Source organism: Allobosea sp. 05T438 (genome assembly GCF_056396025.1).
Map to the genome: position 1 here is coordinate 248,416 of NZ_JBFTKQ010000004.1, position 14,856 is coordinate 263,271.

The 14,856-nt window shown below is 66.2% G+C and carries 10 protein-coding genes; 7 read left to right on the forward strand and 3 right to left on the reverse strand.

Annotated elements, in window-relative coordinates; all coding sequences use genetic code 11:
• Both AC1DIN_RS11820 and AC1DIN_RS11825 read right to left on the reverse strand, forming a co-directional pair.
• Entirely contained in the window at window positions 1-3,108 is a 3,108-nt protein-coding gene (locus AC1DIN_RS11820) for an MdtB/MuxB family multidrug efflux RND transporter permease subunit (protein ID WP_476809927.1), read from the reverse strand.
• On the reverse strand, window positions 3,105-4,361 hold the full coding sequence (locus tag AC1DIN_RS11825) for an MdtA/MuxA family multidrug efflux RND transporter periplasmic adaptor subunit (protein WP_476809928.1): 1,257 nt from the start codon (window positions 4,359-4,361) through the stop codon (window positions 3,105-3,107). The genes AC1DIN_RS11820 and AC1DIN_RS11825 overlap by 4 nt, the downstream gene beginning before the upstream one ends.
• Before the next feature lie 260 nt (window positions 4,362-4,621).
• Here AC1DIN_RS11825 and AC1DIN_RS11830 point away from each other — a divergent pair, with 260 nt between their 5' ends.
• Window positions 4,622-6,223, forward strand: a complete 1,602-nt coding sequence (locus tag AC1DIN_RS11830; RefSeq protein ID WP_476809929.1) for a SulP family inorganic anion transporter — start codon at window positions 4,622-4,624, stop codon at window positions 6,221-6,223.
• Between the two features lie 258 nt (window positions 6,224-6,481).
• Here the strand turns inward: AC1DIN_RS11830 and AC1DIN_RS11835 are convergent, their stop codons facing one another.
• Complete coding sequence (locus tag AC1DIN_RS11835; RefSeq protein ID WP_476809930.1) at window positions 6,482-7,489, reverse strand: LacI family DNA-binding transcriptional regulator; 1,008 nt, start codon at window positions 7,487-7,489, stop codon at window positions 6,482-6,484.
• Window positions 7,490-7,700: 211 nt separating this feature from the next.
• Between AC1DIN_RS11835 and AC1DIN_RS11840 the strand changes: the two genes are divergently transcribed.
• The 6 genes from AC1DIN_RS11840 (at window position 7,701) to AC1DIN_RS11865 (ending at window position 14,764) form a co-directional block, all read left to right on the forward strand.
• Entirely contained in the window at window positions 7,701-9,614 is a 1,914-nt protein-coding gene (locus AC1DIN_RS11840; RefSeq protein WP_476809931.1) for an ABC transporter substrate-binding protein, read from the forward strand.
• A 73-nt stretch (window positions 9,615-9,687) separates the two neighbouring features.
• Complete coding sequence (locus AC1DIN_RS11845) at window positions 9,688-10,674, forward strand: ABC transporter permease (protein WP_476809932.1); 987 nt, start codon at window positions 9,688-9,690, stop codon at window positions 10,672-10,674.
• A gap of 7 nt (window positions 10,675-10,681) precedes the next feature.
• The gene (locus tag AC1DIN_RS11850; protein ID WP_476809933.1) at window positions 10,682-11,821 is read left to right on the forward strand and encodes an ABC transporter permease; all 1,140 of its coding nucleotides are present in this window, start codon (window positions 10,682-10,684) and stop codon (window positions 11,819-11,821) included.
• Window positions 11,814-12,881: an ABC transporter ATP-binding protein gene (locus AC1DIN_RS11855; protein ID WP_476809934.1), complete on the forward strand. Its 1,068-nt coding sequence runs from the start codon at window positions 11,814-11,816 to the stop codon at window positions 12,879-12,881. The genes AC1DIN_RS11850 and AC1DIN_RS11855 overlap by 8 nt, the downstream gene beginning before the upstream one ends.
• A complete protein-coding gene (locus AC1DIN_RS11860) occupies window positions 12,874-13,938 on the forward strand; it encodes an ABC transporter ATP-binding protein (protein WP_476809935.1) in 1,065 nt (354 codons plus the stop codon). Before AC1DIN_RS11855 ends, AC1DIN_RS11860 begins: the two co-directional genes overlap by 8 nt.
• A complete protein-coding gene (locus tag AC1DIN_RS11865; RefSeq protein WP_476809936.1) occupies window positions 13,931-14,764 on the forward strand; it encodes a 5-deoxy-glucuronate isomerase in 834 nt (277 codons plus the stop codon). Before AC1DIN_RS11860 ends, AC1DIN_RS11865 begins: the two co-directional genes overlap by 8 nt.
• Window positions 14,765-14,856: the final 92 nt, after the last annotated feature.

A 14,856-nucleotide genomic window follows, 5' to 3' on the forward strand; every position in this document is an offset into this window, starting at 1 on the left:
CTAAGGCACTTCGTGGGCCGGCGGGACAGCCGCCCCGGCACCGGTGGAGCGCACAGCCAGCCGATCAAACCAGAGATAGATCACTGGCGTGGTGAACAGCGTCAGGAGCTGGCTGACCAGCAGCCCGCCGACGATGGCGATGCCGAGCGGATGCCGGAGCTCGGAGCCCACGCCGGTTCCGAGCATCAGCGGAAGCGCACCCAGCACCGCGGCCATCGTCGTCATCAGGATCGGCCGGAACCGCAAAAGGCAGGCCTGGCGGATCGCCTCGCGCGGCGCCCTGCCCTCGTTGCGCTCGGCGTCCAGCGCAAAATCGATCATCATGATCGCGTTCTTCTTCACGATGCCGATCAGGAGGATAATGCCGATGATCGCGACGATGGTGAGCTGCTGGCCCGCCATCATCAGAGCCAGCAGCGCGCCGATGCCCGCCGACGGCAACGTCGAGAGGATCGTCAGGGGATGGGTGAAGCTCTCGTAGAGCACTCCCAGCACGATATAGACCGTCACGATCGCCGCGAGGATCAGCAGGACCTGGTTGGACAGGGACGCCTGAAAAGCCTGCGTCGTGCCCAGGAAGGTGCTGACGACGCTTCCTGGAAGGCCGATTTCGGCCTGGACCTGCTTGATCGCGCTGACGGCCTCACCGATCGAGGCGCCCGGGGCCAGGTTGAAGGAGATCGTGGCCGAGGGAAATTGGCCGAGATGGGACACCTGCAGCGGTGCGGTTCCCTCGCGGATCTTCGCGACGACCGCCAGCGGCACAGGTCCCCCGCCCACCGATGACGGCAGATAGATCGCCGATAGCGATCGTAGCGAGGTCTGCAGCAGCGGATCGGCCTCCAGGATGACACGGTACTGGTTCGCATTGGTGAAGATCGTGGAGACGATGCGCTGTCCGAAGGAGTCGTAGAGCGCGTTGTCGATTGTCGCCGGGGTGATACCGAAGCGAGCCGCCTGGTCGCGGTCGATATCGACGAAAACGGCGAGCCCTCGTGCGGAGATATCGCTGGCGACCTCGGCAAGTTGCGGAAGCTCAGCGAGCCGCTCGACGAGCTTCGGTGTCCATTCGGCGAGCTGAACCGCGTCGGCATCTTGCAGGACAAACTGGTACTGCATTCGGCTGACGATGCCCTCGACCGTCAGGTCCTGCACGGGCTGCATATAGAGCGAGATGCCCGGCAGCGAGGCTGTGCGCTGCCGCAGGCGATCCATCACCACCGCGATGTTGGACGCGCGCTCCTCATGAGGCTTCAGATTGATCAGGATCCGACCGCTGTTCAGCGTGCTGTTGGTGCCGTCGACGCCGATAAAGGAGGATAGGCTTACGACATCGGGGTCCTTCAGTATCTCGGCGGCGAGCTCCTGCTGCCGCGTGGCCATCGCGGCGAAGGAGACCGATTGCGGCGCCTCCGTGATCGCCTGGATGATGCCGGTGTCCTGTTGCGGGAAGAAGCCCTTGGGAATGACGGCGTAGAGATACCCCGTCAGCCCGAACGTCGTCAGGGCGATCAGCAGCACCATCGTCTGCCGGTCGAGCACCCAGTCCAGCATCCGGGCATAGCCGGCGATGATGCTGTCGAAGGCCTCGCGGCTCGCGCGCTGGAAGCGGTTCTCGGTGGTCTCCGCCACTGGTTTCAGCAGCTTGGCGCAGGCCATCGGGACCAATGTTAGCGAGACGACCGCCGAGATCAGGATCGTCACCGACAGCGTGACGGCGAACTCCCGGAACAGGCGGCCGACCACGTCGCCCATGAACAGCAGCGGGATCAACACAGCGATCAGGGAGACCGTCAGCGAGATGATGGTGAAGCCAATCTGCTCGGAACCGCGCAGCGCGGCCTCAAGCGGCGCATGTCCCTCCTCCAGATAGCGGGAGATGTTCTCGATCACGACGATCGCGTCGTCGACCACGAAGCCGGCCGAGATGGTCAGTGCCATCAGCGTCAGGTTGTTGAGACTGAAGCCCAGCAGGTACATCACGCCGAGCGTCCCGACGAGCGAAAGCGGGACGGACAGGCTCGGGATCAGCGTCGCGCGCGGGCTGCGCAAGAAGACGAAGATCACCAGAACGACGAGTATCACCGCGAGGCCGAGCTCGTATTCGACGTCACGGACCGAAGCCCGGATGGTGACCGTGCGGTCGGTCAAAATCGTCATGTCGACGGCCGCCGGCAGCGATGCCTTGAGTTGCGGCAACAGCGCCTTGATACTCTCGACCACCGAGATGACATTGGCGCCCGGCTGACGCTGGATGTTCAGGATCACAGCCGGCGCCGTGTTCATCCAGGCACCGAGCTTGTCGTTCTCGGCTCCGTCTACGACTTCTCCGACATCGCCAAGCCGGACCGGAGCGCCGTTCTTGTACGCGACGATCAGCGAGCGGTAGCCGCCGGCGGAGCGGATCTGGTCGTTGGCGTTGATCGTCGAAGCCCGCATCGGCCCGTCGAAACTGCCCTTGGGCGTGTTAACGTTGGCGTTGGCGAGCGTCGTGCGCAGGTCATCGATGTTCAGGCCGTAGGCGGCGAGCTTGCGGATATCGGCACGGATCCTCACGGCCGGCCGCTGGCCGCCGCTGATGCTGACAAGGCCTACGCCGGGAAGTTGCGATATCTTCTGCGCCAGCCGCGTGTTGGCGAAGTCCTGCACCTGCGTGAGGGGAACAGTGACGGAGGTCAGCCCAAGAGTCAGGATTGGCGCGTCGGCGGGGTTGACCTTCGCGTAGATCGGAGGCGCCGGGAGATCCGCCGGCAGGAGGTTGCCCGCGGCGTTGATCGCGGCCTGCACCTCCTGCTCCGCCACATCCAGCGAGATGTTCAGGTCGAATTGCAGAGTGATGACCGAGGCGCCGCCCGAACTGACCGAGCTCATCTGGTTCAGGTTCGGCATCTGGCCGAACTGCACCTCGAGCGGCGCCGTCACCGAAGAGGTCATCACATCGGGGCTGGCGCCCGGGTAGAAGGTCTGGACCTGGATGGTCGGGTAATCGACCTCGGGCAGCGCCGCCACCGGGAGAAACCGGAACGCGAGGATGCCCGAGAGCATGATTGCCACCATCAGCAGCGTCGTGGCCACGGGCCGCATAATGAACGGCCGGGACGGGCTCACGGGGCTGACCTCGCGCCCGCGCGGCGGCCAGTGCCCGCAGGCGGCGGCACCGTTGCATCGAGGGGCGCCCGCACGCTGATCCTGGCGCCTTCACGCAGCTTGTCGGCGCCGTCGATGACGACCGTGTCGCCCGACTTGAGACCCGACAGGACCTCCACATGGTCGCCATCGGTCACGCCGAGTTCGACCTTGCGAACCGAGACGGTGTCGTTCGCGTTGACGATATAGACGAAGGTACCCGGCACGCCGCGCTGGACCCCCGCGGACGGGATTTGCGTGACGCCTTTGCGCGTATCGAGCAGCAGGCGAATGTTGACGAACTGGTTGGGATAAAGCGACCGCCCCTCGTTTCCGAAGAGTGCACGCAGCTTGATCGTTCCCGTGGTGGGATCGATCTGGCTGTCGAACGTCTGCAGCGTCCCATCTGCGAGCTTCGCCGTGCCGGCGCGGTTGAATGCCTGGACCGGCAGCGTAGCGCCCGTCCGCAGGCGCGCGGCGACCGGCTGCAGATTGTCCTCCGGGAGGGTGAAGAGCACGCTTATGGGCTCGAGCTGCGTGATTACGACGATGCCGCTCGCGTCGCCGGCCGTAACGTAGTTTCCCGCGTCGACCTGACGCAAACCGGCGCGCCCGTTGATCGGCGAAACGATCCTGCAATACTGGAGATTGACTTCGGCCGCCGTGACCTGCGCGTGATCGGCGGCGACGGTTCCCTCATATTGAGCGACCTGCGCGATCTGCGTATCCAGAGTTTGGTGCGGCACGGCGTTCTGGGCTGACAGTCTCCTGTAGCGCTCCAGGTCGACCCGTGCCCCGCTGAGCAGCGCCTCGTCGCGCGCCAACTGCCCCTTCGCCTGGGCCAGGGCGGCCTCGTAGGGACGGGAATCGATCTCGGCTAGCAGATCCCCCTTGCTGAGGTCCTGCCCTTCCTCGAAATCCACCCCGAGGAGCTTTCCGGCGATCTGGGACTTGACCGTGACGGTCGCGAGCGCAGTGACGGTACCAAGCGCATCGAGGTTGATCGCGATATCGCCCTGCGTCGCTTTCGCGGACACGATCGACATCGCTTGAACGCCGCGGTTGGCTCCCGCCGGCTTCTCGGCACCGGGGCGCACCCACCACCACAATCCGAGCCCTGCCGCGACCAGAACGACCAACAGCGCGCCAAGACGGCCGCTCCGCGGCTTCGGCGAGACCGTTTGCGAACGATCTGTCACAGGAGCCACGGCTGGGAACTCGGGCTTCTGGTTCATCGCTGCACCGATGCCGCTTACAACTCCACCGGCATGCTATACGTATTTTGGCAGCGCCGCACATGAAACGGGCGTAACCTTCCGTTCATCTCGGACAGATCCATGTGCCTAAGCGTTCATAGGGCGAACTGCTATGATCGCAGCCGCATGGGCTTCGCATGCAACGACGGTGGCCGGTCATGCAAAGCAACGCACCTCTGACCGGATCGGGGCAGCACTCTCCCGGAGGCCCTGCACGTCGCGGAGGTTTTGGGCGCAATGTGCTCGCCGGCTTGACGCTTGCGGCGATCACCATCCCGGAGCAGATGGCAACGGCGCGCCTCGGCGGCTTTCCTGTGCAGGTGGGGTTGTTCGCCTTCGTTGCAGCGACGCTCGGCTTCCTGCTGCTGGGCGCCAGCCGAGTCCTCACCGTCGGAGCCGATTCGACGATCACCCCCATATTCGCCGGCGCGCTCGCCGCGCTTGCGGCCGGTGGCATCATATCCCCGGCGGCGGCGCCGACACTCGCCGTGCTGGTCGGCGTCCTGCTGCTGGGGGCCGGCTTCCTGCGCTTTGGCTGGATCGCCGATTTTCTGTCGACGCCGGTCGTGTTTGGTTTCCTGGCCGGCATCGCAGCCCATATCGTCGTGTCCCAGCTCCCGAGCCTGCTGGGGCTGAACGTGCAGGCGAGCAGCCTGCTTCCCCGGTTGGCGGAAATTTGGGCGGCGCGTGCAGCCAGCAATCCGTTCTCGGTCCTGCTGGGCCTCGGCGTGCTCGCCGTCATCGTCCTCTGTGAAAGGCTGGCGGCGTGGCTGCCCGGGGCCTTGATCGCCTTCGCCCTGGCGACGGCTGCGGTCGTGGTGCTCGGTCTGGAGAGCCGAGGCGTCGCAGTGCTCGGCTCGTTACCCAGGGGGTTGCCGCCATGGCCGGGCTTCGATCTGTCCTGGGCCGATTTGCGGTCGCTCGTCCCGCTGGCCCTGATCGTCGCGCTCATCGTGATGATGCAGACGGCGACAGTCAGCCGGTCCTTCCGCGACCCCGATGGCTGCGAGCCCGATGTCGGGCGTGACTATCTCGGACTGGCGGGCGCCAACCTGCTTGCCGGGCTGGCTGGCACATTCCCCGTCAACGCCAGCCCGCCACGAACAGCCATCGTCGTCGAGAGCGGGGGCCGCAACCCTGTCTCCGGTCTCGCCGCCGCGGCGCTGGTCCTGGGGCTCGCGCTCTTCGGCGCCGATGTTCTCGCCGATGTCCCCGAGGCTGCCTTTGCCGGCGTTCTCTTCTTCGTGGCCGGGCGGATCTTGAGAGTGGGCCTGATCGTGCAGATCGCGCGCCAGAGCCCGCAGGAATTCGCGCTCGTCCTGCTGACCGCTCTCGCCGTTGCCCTGCTGCCGATCGAAAGCGGCGTGGCCATCGGCATTGGCCTGTCCTTGCTGCACGGCATCTGGATGACGACCCGCAGCCATCTGGTCGAGTTCGGTCGTATCGCTGGCACGACGATCTGGTGGCCACCGGGTCCTGGGCAGCCGTTGACGACCCTTCCGGGAATCCTCGTCGCCGGCTTTCCAGCGCCATTGCTGTTCGCGAATGCGTCTGGTTTCCAGCAGGAACTGCTCGACCGGCTCGCGGGACAAAAGCCGAGGCTGGTCATATTGGAGGCCAGCGGCATTGCAGCCATCGACTATACGGCGGCGCAATCGCTGCTTGCCGTCGCCCGGGCCTGCGAAGAGCAGGGAACCACCTTCGCGATCGCGCGGGTGGAATCCGCACGGGCCCGCGAAGCGCTGGAGCGCTTCGGCATTGTTCGCACGATTGGTGAAGGCCGGATTTTTCACAGCGTCGACGAAGCTGTTACCCAGCTTGGCGGGGGCACTCCCTGCTGAGTGGCAAGCGGAGAACATCCGCCATATCAACGAGGTTCGAAAAGGCGCCGGAGATCAAGGGCATCGTCATCTGCGACCGCGCCGAGATTTCCATCACCGGAGCCGACATCCGGCCGCCCGAGGCTATCTTCGCCAAGGCTCGGACGCCGGCATACGGACGCTGCAGGCGCAGACGGTAGCAGGCTGGTGCCGACGGGTTGGAGTTCTACGCCGAGCTCGCAGCGTTCGATCGAGAAAAAGCGGCGTTCAAGTCTTCCCTCACAAGGTGGGCGTCGTCGCCCTCCAGATCAGATCCGGTTCGATGACGATACCTTGCTGGGCGTTGCGGCCGGCGATCCGGTCGAGCAGCATCCGCATCGCCATCTCGCCGAGATCCTGCTTGGCGATCCTGAGCGTGGTCAAAGCCGGCGACACCAGCGACGCAGCCGGAATGTCGTCGCATCCCACGATCGCGATATCGTCCGGCACCCTGATGCCCGCCTGCTCGAGCGGCTTCATCAACCCGAGCGCGATCAGGTCGTTGTAGCAGATCATGGCATCGATCCGCGCGGCCTCGGGCAGGAATCGGGCGGCGATGTCGGCTCCGCCCTGAAGGTCCGGCGAGCATGGGAGATCGAAGACGAGGGAGAGGCCGTGGCGCGCCAGAGCCGCGTCGATCCCTTCCCGCCGCTTGCGCCCGCCATGCGACGAGGCCAGCCCGGCCGCGAAGCCGAAATGCCGCCGCCCTTGGGCAACGAGTTGCGTGACGGCGGCTTCCACGCCGGAGCGGTAGTCGACTTCGATCGTGCCGGCATGGCGCTTCGTGACGGATCGGTTGATCAGCACAACGGCCCGGTGCGGCGCGACCGCGCGCAAGAGCCGCTCCTCGTCGAGGCGGGCGCTGCAGATGATGACCCCGTCGACGCGCTTGTCGAGCAGCGTGCCGAGCACCTCCTCCTCGCGCTCGGGATCCTCGACCACATTGCAGGACAGCAGCGTATAGCCGGCCGGCCGCGCCACGAGCTCGGCTCCCCGGATGATCTCGGGGAAGAACGGGTTGACGATATCCGGCACAACGATGCCGACCGTGTGGGAGCGGTCACTCTTCAGGCTCTGGGCGAAGGCATTGGGCCGGTAATTCAGAGCCTGGGCCGCCTCCAGCACGCGTTGGCGTGTTTCCTCACCGGCGCCCCCTCGGCCGTTGAGGACGCGCGAAACCGTCATCGGCGAGACACCGGCCGCCGTGGCGACATCGGTGATCGTGGACGGCCGCAGGGCTGGTTTCATCTCCATGTCGCCTTATCTCACGATAACGATATCTTTTTCCAGAGGCTTCCTTCACAGCCGAAGGCGCAATTTTTTCCAGCTCGATCGCACTATGGCGTCGGTATGGGGCACTCCTCATCGCCGACCCAAGCAGGCTTGACGCCTCGAATGAGATAACGATAACGTATCCCCATAGCGCCCGCCATGAGCAGAAGGCGCAGCGGAGGAAACGATGGCAGCTTTTCCTGGGCGCGCCCTGCGTGGCGTCGCGCTGTCCCTGATCCTTGCCCTCTCCGGCGCCGCCGCGGCCGCCGAGTACCAGGAGGCGCCGGGGCTTTCGGAGCTGGTGAAGGGCGGCAAGCTGCCGCCGGTCCAACAGCGCCTGCCCGAGAAGCCGCTGGTCCTCGCCCCGGTCGAGAAGGCCGGCAAGTACGGCGGCACCTGGCGGCAGGCCCTGATGGGCGGCAGCGACTCGCTGATCGAGCGCTCCGTTGGCTACACCCGCCTCGTCCGCTGGAACCGCGACTGGACCGCGGTCGAGCCCGACGTCGCCGAGAAGGTCGACATCAAGCCGGACGGCACCGAATACGTCTTCCACCTGCGCAAGGGCACGCGCTGGTCGGACGGCGCGCCGTTCACGGCCGACGACATCCTGTTCTGGTACCAGGACGTGCTGATGAACAAGGAACTGACGCCGTCTGCGCCGCGCTGGCTGCGCAGCGGCAACGACCCCGTCACCGTCGAGAAGATCGACGATTATACGGTCAGGTTCCGCTTCAGCGGCCCGAACGGCATGTTGCTGGAGAACATGGCGACGACCTTCGGCTCAGACATCCTCGCGGCGGCGCCGGCGCATTACCTCAAGCAGTTCCACAAGAAGTACAATCCCGACGGCGTCGACAAGCTGGTCGCCGAAGCCAAGGCAGCGAACTGGGCAGCGCTTTTCCTCAACAAGACCAGCTTCCCCGGCCGCTGGCGCGATACCGGCCGGCCGGTGCTCGATCCCTGGAAGCTGACCGTGCCCTATGGCGGCACGACCCAGGTCGTGCTCGAGCGCAACCCCTATTACTTCAAGGTCGATCCGGCGGGGCGGCAACTGCCCTATATCGACCGCGTCACCTTCGACATCATGGGAGACCAGCAGGCGATCGTGCTGAAGGCGATCAATGGCGAGCTCGACATGCAGAACCAGCGCCTCAACGGGCTGGAGACGCGCATCGTGCTCGCCCAGAACCGCGAGCGCAGCGGCTACCGGCTGTTCAAGGCGCAGCCGGCCTGGTCGAATGCGATGTGCATCTCGCTCAACCAGACCAGCAAGAACCCGGTGCTGCGCGAGGTCTTCCGCAACAAGGATTTCCGCGTCGCGCTCTCTCTCGCCATCAACCGCGACGAGCTCAACGACCTGATCTATGCCGGCCAGTCGCAGCCCTATCAGGCGGCGCCGCGCCCGGGCACCGCGCTCTATGACGAGCAGATGGCGACGCAGTACACCAAGTACGATCCCAAGGCCGCGAACGAACTGCTCGACAAGGTCGGCTTTGCCAAGCGCGATGCGCAGAAATTCCGGCTGGCACCCGACGGCAAGCGCATCTCCTTCGCCGTCGATGCCGCAACCTCGCGCCGCTACCAGATCGACGCGCTCGAGCTGATCAAGAAATACTGGGCCGCAGTCGGCGTCGAGATGCAGGTGAAGACGGTCGAGGAGTCCTTCGCCTTCGCCCGCATGCTCGCCAACGAGCATGACGCGATGGTCTGGATCGGCGGCGGCGGCTACGACTTCCTCGGCATCCTCGACCCGAAATGGTACTTCCCCTACGAGAACCAGGCGGCCTTCGCCTCGGCCTGGGGGATCTATTTCCAGAACCCGAAGGATCCCAACGCCGAGGAGCCGCCGGAGCCGGCCAAGCAGCAGCAGGCGCTCTACGTCCAGATGCAGAAGACTCCTGGCACGGCCGGGCAGATCGAGGTGATGAAGAAGATCCTCGCGATCGCCCGTGACCAGTTCTACGTGATCGGCACGAACATGGACGCCGACAATTACGGCGTCGTGAAGAACAACATGCGCAATGTGCCCGATCTGATGCCGGACACGTTCTTCTACATGACGCCGGGTCCGACCAACCCGGAGCAGTACTTCTACGAATAGTTCCGGTCATCGACACGCAGCCCGGAGCATCTGCTCCGGCCCCCTCCCCGCCCGACCGCACCGGAGGCTCCAGATGCTCCGTTACATGCTGAGACGGCTCGTCTATACGCTCGCCACGCTGGCAGCGGTGTCGGTGGTCGCCTTCCTGGTCATCCAGTTGCCGCCGGGCGATTTCCTGACCTCGTTCAGCGCCAAGTTCGCCGAGCAGGGCGGCTCGCTCGACAACGACACGCTGTCCGCCCTGAAGCTGCGCTACGGGCTCGATCAGCCCTGGTACGTACAATACTGGCTGTGGATCTCAGGCATCCTGTTCCGCGGCGACTTCGGCGAGTCCTTCGAATGGAACAAGCCGGTCTCCGAGTTGATGTGGGACCGGTTCGGCCTCACCGTCCTGCTCTCCGGCATCACCCTGGTCGTCACCTGGCTGGTCGCCCTGCCGATCGGCATCTACAGCGCGGTCCGGCGCTATTCCTGGCTCGACTATGTCGTGACTTTCCTCGGCTTCCTCGGGCTCGCCGTGCCGAGCTTTCTGCTGGCGCTGGCGCTGATGTACGTGTTCTCACGCTATTTCGGCATGAGCGTCAGCGGGCTGTTCTCGCCGCAATATGTCAACGCACCCTGGAGCCTGGCCAAGGTCGGCGACCTCGCCATGCATCTGTGGCTGCCGGTCTTCGTGCTGGCGACCCATGGCACGGCGGCGCTGATCCGCGTCATGCGCGCCAACCTGATCGACGAACTCTACAAGCCCTATGTCCAGACCGCCCGCGCAAACGGGCTCGGCGAGATGGAGCTTCTGTTCAAGTACCCGGTCCGGGTCGCGCTCAACCCCTTCGTCTCGACCATCGGCTGGGTTCTGCCGAACCTCGTCTCCGGCGCGATCGTGACGTCGGTGGTGATGAGCCTGCCGACCGCGGGGCCGCTGCTGCTCTCGGCCCTGCTGGCGCAGGACATGTACCTCGCCGGCAGCTTCATCCTGATGCTGAGCGCGCTCACCGTGATCGGCACCCTGATCTCCGACCTCCTGCTCGCGTGGCTCGATCCGCGCGTGCGCTACGCCTGAGGCTGGAATGAGCGACATCGCCGCGCCCGCCGCTCCCGAAACCGCCGCCCCGGCGGTCCGCAGGCTTGCCGAGGCCAGTCAGTGGCAGCTGATTGTCCGCCGCTTCCGCCGGCACCGGCTGGCCTATGCCAGCTTCTTCGTCGTCATCGGCATCTATCTCGTCGCGCTGCTGGCCGAGTTCTTCGCGCCCTTCGCGCCCGACGCCTACAATGCCCGCTTCACCTACGGCCCGCCGCAGGCGCTGAGGTTCTTCGGCACGGATGCGGCCGGCGAAACGCACTTCATGTATGTCAACGGCTACCGGATGAGCTTCGACCCGGTGGCGCTGAAGCGGAGCTTCGTGGTCGACGAGAAGTCGGTCCATCCGGTCGTCTTCTTCGCCAAGGGCGAGCCCTACAAGCTCTTCGGGCTGATCCCCTGGGACCGGCATCTGATCGGCCCGGCCGACCCGTCCCAGCCGATGTATCTCTGGGGCGCCGACCGGCTCGGGCGGGACGTGCTGTCGCGCACCATTCACGGCGCGCGCATCTCGATGTCGATCGGCCTCGTCGGCGTCGCGGTCAGCCTCTTCCTCGGCCTGCTGCTCGGCGGCATCTCCGGCTATTACGGTGGCTGGATCGACGAAGTCGTCCAGCGCAGCATCGACTTCCTGAAGTCGATCCCGACCATCCCGCTCTGGATGGGCCTGGCCGCCGCCGTGCCGGCGAGCATGGACCCGCTGCTGGTCTATCTCTGGATCACCATCATCCTCTCGCTGATCGGCTGGACGGATCTGGCGCGCGTGGTACGCGGCCGCTTCCTCTCGCTCAGGACCGAGGATTTCGTTCTGGCGGCGCGGCTCGACGGCTGCTCGCGCCAGCGCGTCATCTGGCGGCACATGGTGCCCTCCTTCACCAGCCATATCGTCGCCTCGGTGACGCTGGCGATCCCGAGCATGATCCTCGCCGAGACGGCACTCTCCTTCCTCGGCATCGGGCTGAAGGAGCCGGTGGTGAGCTGGGGCGTGCTGCTCAAGGACGCGCAGAGCATCATGGCCCTGACCACCGCGCCCTGGCTGCTCGCTCCCGGCGCCGCGGTGGTGATCGCGGTGCTCGCCCTCAACTTCCTCGGTGACGGAATTCGCGATGCGGCCGATCCCTATGCCTGAGCCCCGCCCTTACCCGAGCCCGGCGCCGGCGGACGGCGCCACGCCGCTCGTTGCCGTCAGGGACCTCAAGGTTCAGATCGGCACCGATGACGGGCTGGTGCGCGCGGTCGACGGGGTGACATTCGACGTGCGGCGCGGGCGCACTCTCTGCATCGTCGGCGAGTCCGGCTCGGGCAAGAGCGTCACCGGCCGCGCCCTGATGAGCCTGTTGCCGCCGAGCGGCCGCATCGCCTCCGGCAGCATCACCTATTCCGGCCGCGACGGCGAAGCGATCGACGTCACCGCGCTCGACCCGCGCGGCCGCCGGATCCGAGCTTTGCGCGGCAAGGAGATCTCGCTGATCTCGCAGGAGCCGATGGCGGCGCTCTCGCCGGTCCACACCATCGGCCAGCAGCTCGTTCCGGTGATCCGCCGCCATCTCGATCTCTCGAAGAAGGCCGCCGAGGCCCGCGCCGTCGAGATGCTCGGCCGCGTCGGCATCCCCCGGCCGGCAGAGCGGCTGAACAACTATCCCTTCGAGTTCTCCGGCGGCATGCGCCAGCGCGTCGGCATCGCGCTCGCCCTCTCCTGCCGGCCGCGCCTCCTCATCGCCGACGAACCGACGACCGCGCTCGACGTCACCACCCAGGCCAACATCATCGACCTGCTGCAGGAACTGCAGCGCGAGGACGGCCTCTCGATCCTGTTCATCACCCATGATCTCGGAGTGGTCGCCGAGATCGCCGACGATGTCGCGGTGATGTATCTCGGCAAGATCGTCGAGCGCGGCACGGTCGAGGAGATCTTCGCCGATCCGCGCCATCCCTATACGCGGGCACTGCTGAAATCCGTGCCACGGCTCGGCGCCGGGCGCGGCTCCCGGCTCGCCGCCATTCGCGGCATGGTGCCCTCGCCCTTCGACCGGCCGGCGGGCTGCGACTTCCATCCGCGCTGCGATGCGGCGCTCAAGGGCATCTGCGACGTCGCCGATCCCGGCACGGTCTCGATCGGGCCCCGGCGGGACGTGCGCTGCATCCTTGCGCGCCAGCCATCTGCCATGGAGGGCGCCCGTCATGGCTGATCCCGCTTCGCTTGCACCCGACGTGCTGCTCGAGGTGCGCGGGCTGACCAAGCTGTTCCCGCCGCGCCGGACGCTGTTCCAGCGCAAGGCCGCCAATCCCGTGCGCGCCGTCGAGGACGTCTCCTTCGCGATCCGGCAAGGCGAGACGCTGGGCCTTGTCGGCGAATCCGGCTGCGGCAAGTCGACCGTTACGCGCCTGTTGCTCGGTATCCACCAGCCGACGGCCGGCACCATGCGCTATCGCCGCAAGGATGGCGGCAGCGTCGACCTCGACCGGCTCTCGGAGAATGAGCGGCTCGCCTATTGCACCGATCTGCGCCTCGTCTTCCAGGACCCGCAATCCTCGCTCAATCCGCGCCTGCAGGTCCGCGACATCGTCGGCGAGGTGCTCAAGGTCAACCGGCTGGTGCCGCCGGGCGAGATCGAGGCCAAGGTCCGCGAGCTCCTCGCCAAGGTCGGCTTGCGGCCGGAATACGCCCGGCGCTATCCGCATGCCTTCTCCGGCGGCGAGCGCCAGCGTGTCGGCATCGCCCGTGCGCTCGCGACCCATCCCCGCCTCGTTGTGCTCGACGAAGCCGTCTCGGCGCTCGACGTGAGCGTCCGGGCGCAGACGCTCAACCTGCTGCGCGACCTGCAGGAGGAGTTCGGCCTGACCTATCTCTTCGTCAGCCACGATCTCAGCGTGATCGAGTATATCTGCGACCGCGTCGTCGTGATGTATGTCGGCCAGATCGTCGAGATCGCGAGCTCCGAAGCGCTCTTCGCCCGGCCGCTGCATCCCTACACCGAGGCGCTGCTCTCGGCCCTGCCGATCCCCGACCCCGCCCATCGCCGGCAGAACCGCCGCATCCGCCTGCCGGGCGAGGTCGCCGATCCCGCGAACCGCCCGAGCGGTTGCGCCTTCCATCCACGCTGCCGTTTCGCCACCGAGATCTGCCGCTCGACCCAGCCGCCCTTGCGCGATCTCGGCGACCGCAGCGTCGCCTGCCATCACGCCGAGACGCTCACGCTCCGCGGCGTCGACGCCATCCAGATCGGACAAGCCACACATGTCTAAGCACATCCCCGCCCGCGACAACGCCAACAGCGCCATCGTCAGCGACGATCCGGCCCTACCGCATGTCCATTTCAACCTGCTGAGACTGCAACCGGGCGAGATCGTCGAGCAGAGCCTGCCGCGGCATGAGAGCGTCCATGTCGTGCTCTCCGGTACGGTCGACATCGTCGTCGACGGGGAACGCTTCGCGGCCGTCGGCAAGCGGCGCGACATCTGGTCGGGCGAGGCGGATTCCGTCTATGCCCCGCCGGGCAGCGCGGTGCGGCTGGAGAATGCCGCCGGCCCCGTCGAGATCGCCGTCGCCGGCGGCCTCTGCGACGACGACGGGCTGAAGCCCTTCCGCATCGCGCCGGAGGCGGTCGCGATGGTCGATGTCGGCTCGCCCGACACCCATAGCCGCCGCCGCATCTTCCACATCCTCGGCCAGAACGGCCAGGGGCGCGCCGGAAACCTTCTCGTCAGCGAGCTCTATGCCGACCCCGGTTGCTGGTCCGGCTATCCGCCGCACAAGCACGATGCCGACCGCGAGGGCGAGACGGCGCATGACGAGCTCTACCATTACCGCTACCAGCCCGGCACCGGCTTCGGCGCCCAGATCATCTATGCCGACGGCCAATCAGAATGCTTCATGGTGCAGGATCGCGACACGATCCTGGTCGATCGCGGCTATCACCCGACCGTCACCTCGCCCGGCCATCGCTGCTACATCTTCACCATCCTGGTCGGGAAGACACAGCGCGGGCTGGTCCAGCATTTCGACGACCGGCACGCCCATCTGATGGCCGCGATCCCCGGCATCCAGTCGATGCGCGACAAGTTCAAGTGAGAGTGCATCCGTGACTCCCACAGGAGCTCATCCTGAGGAGCGAGCTTCAGCTCGCGTCCCGAAGGGTGTTCCAGAGCGCACTGGATCATCCT

Bases quoted from the DNA above. Each gene is read 5' to 3' on its own strand.
- AC1DIN_RS11825 (WP_476809928.1), bottom strand. From the start codon at position 4,361: ATGAACCAGAAGCCCGAGTTCCCAGCCGTGGCTCCTGTGACAGATCGT.
- AC1DIN_RS11850 (WP_476809933.1), top strand. From the start codon at position 10,682: ATGAGCGACATCGCCGCGCCCGCCGCTCCCGAAACCGCCGCCCCGGCG.
- AC1DIN_RS11840 (WP_476809931.1), top strand. From the start codon at position 7,701: ATGGCAGCTTTTCCTGGGCGCGCCCTGCGTGGCGTCGCGCTGTCCCTG.
- AC1DIN_RS11855 (WP_476809934.1), top strand. From the start codon at position 11,814: ATGCCTGAGCCCCGCCCTTACCCGAGCCCGGCGCCGGCGGACGGCGCC.
- AC1DIN_RS11865 (WP_476809936.1), top strand. From the start codon at position 13,931: ATGTCTAAGCACATCCCCGCCCGCGACAACGCCAACAGCGCCATCGTC.
- AC1DIN_RS11835 (WP_476809930.1), bottom strand. From the start codon at position 7,489: ATGAAACCAGCCCTGCGGCCGTCCACGATCACCGATGTCGCCACGGCG.
- AC1DIN_RS11860 (WP_476809935.1), top strand. From the start codon at position 12,874: ATGGCTGATCCCGCTTCGCTTGCACCCGACGTGCTGCTCGAGGTGCGC.
- AC1DIN_RS11845 (WP_476809932.1), top strand. From the start codon at position 9,688: ATGCTCCGTTACATGCTGAGACGGCTCGTCTATACGCTCGCCACGCTG.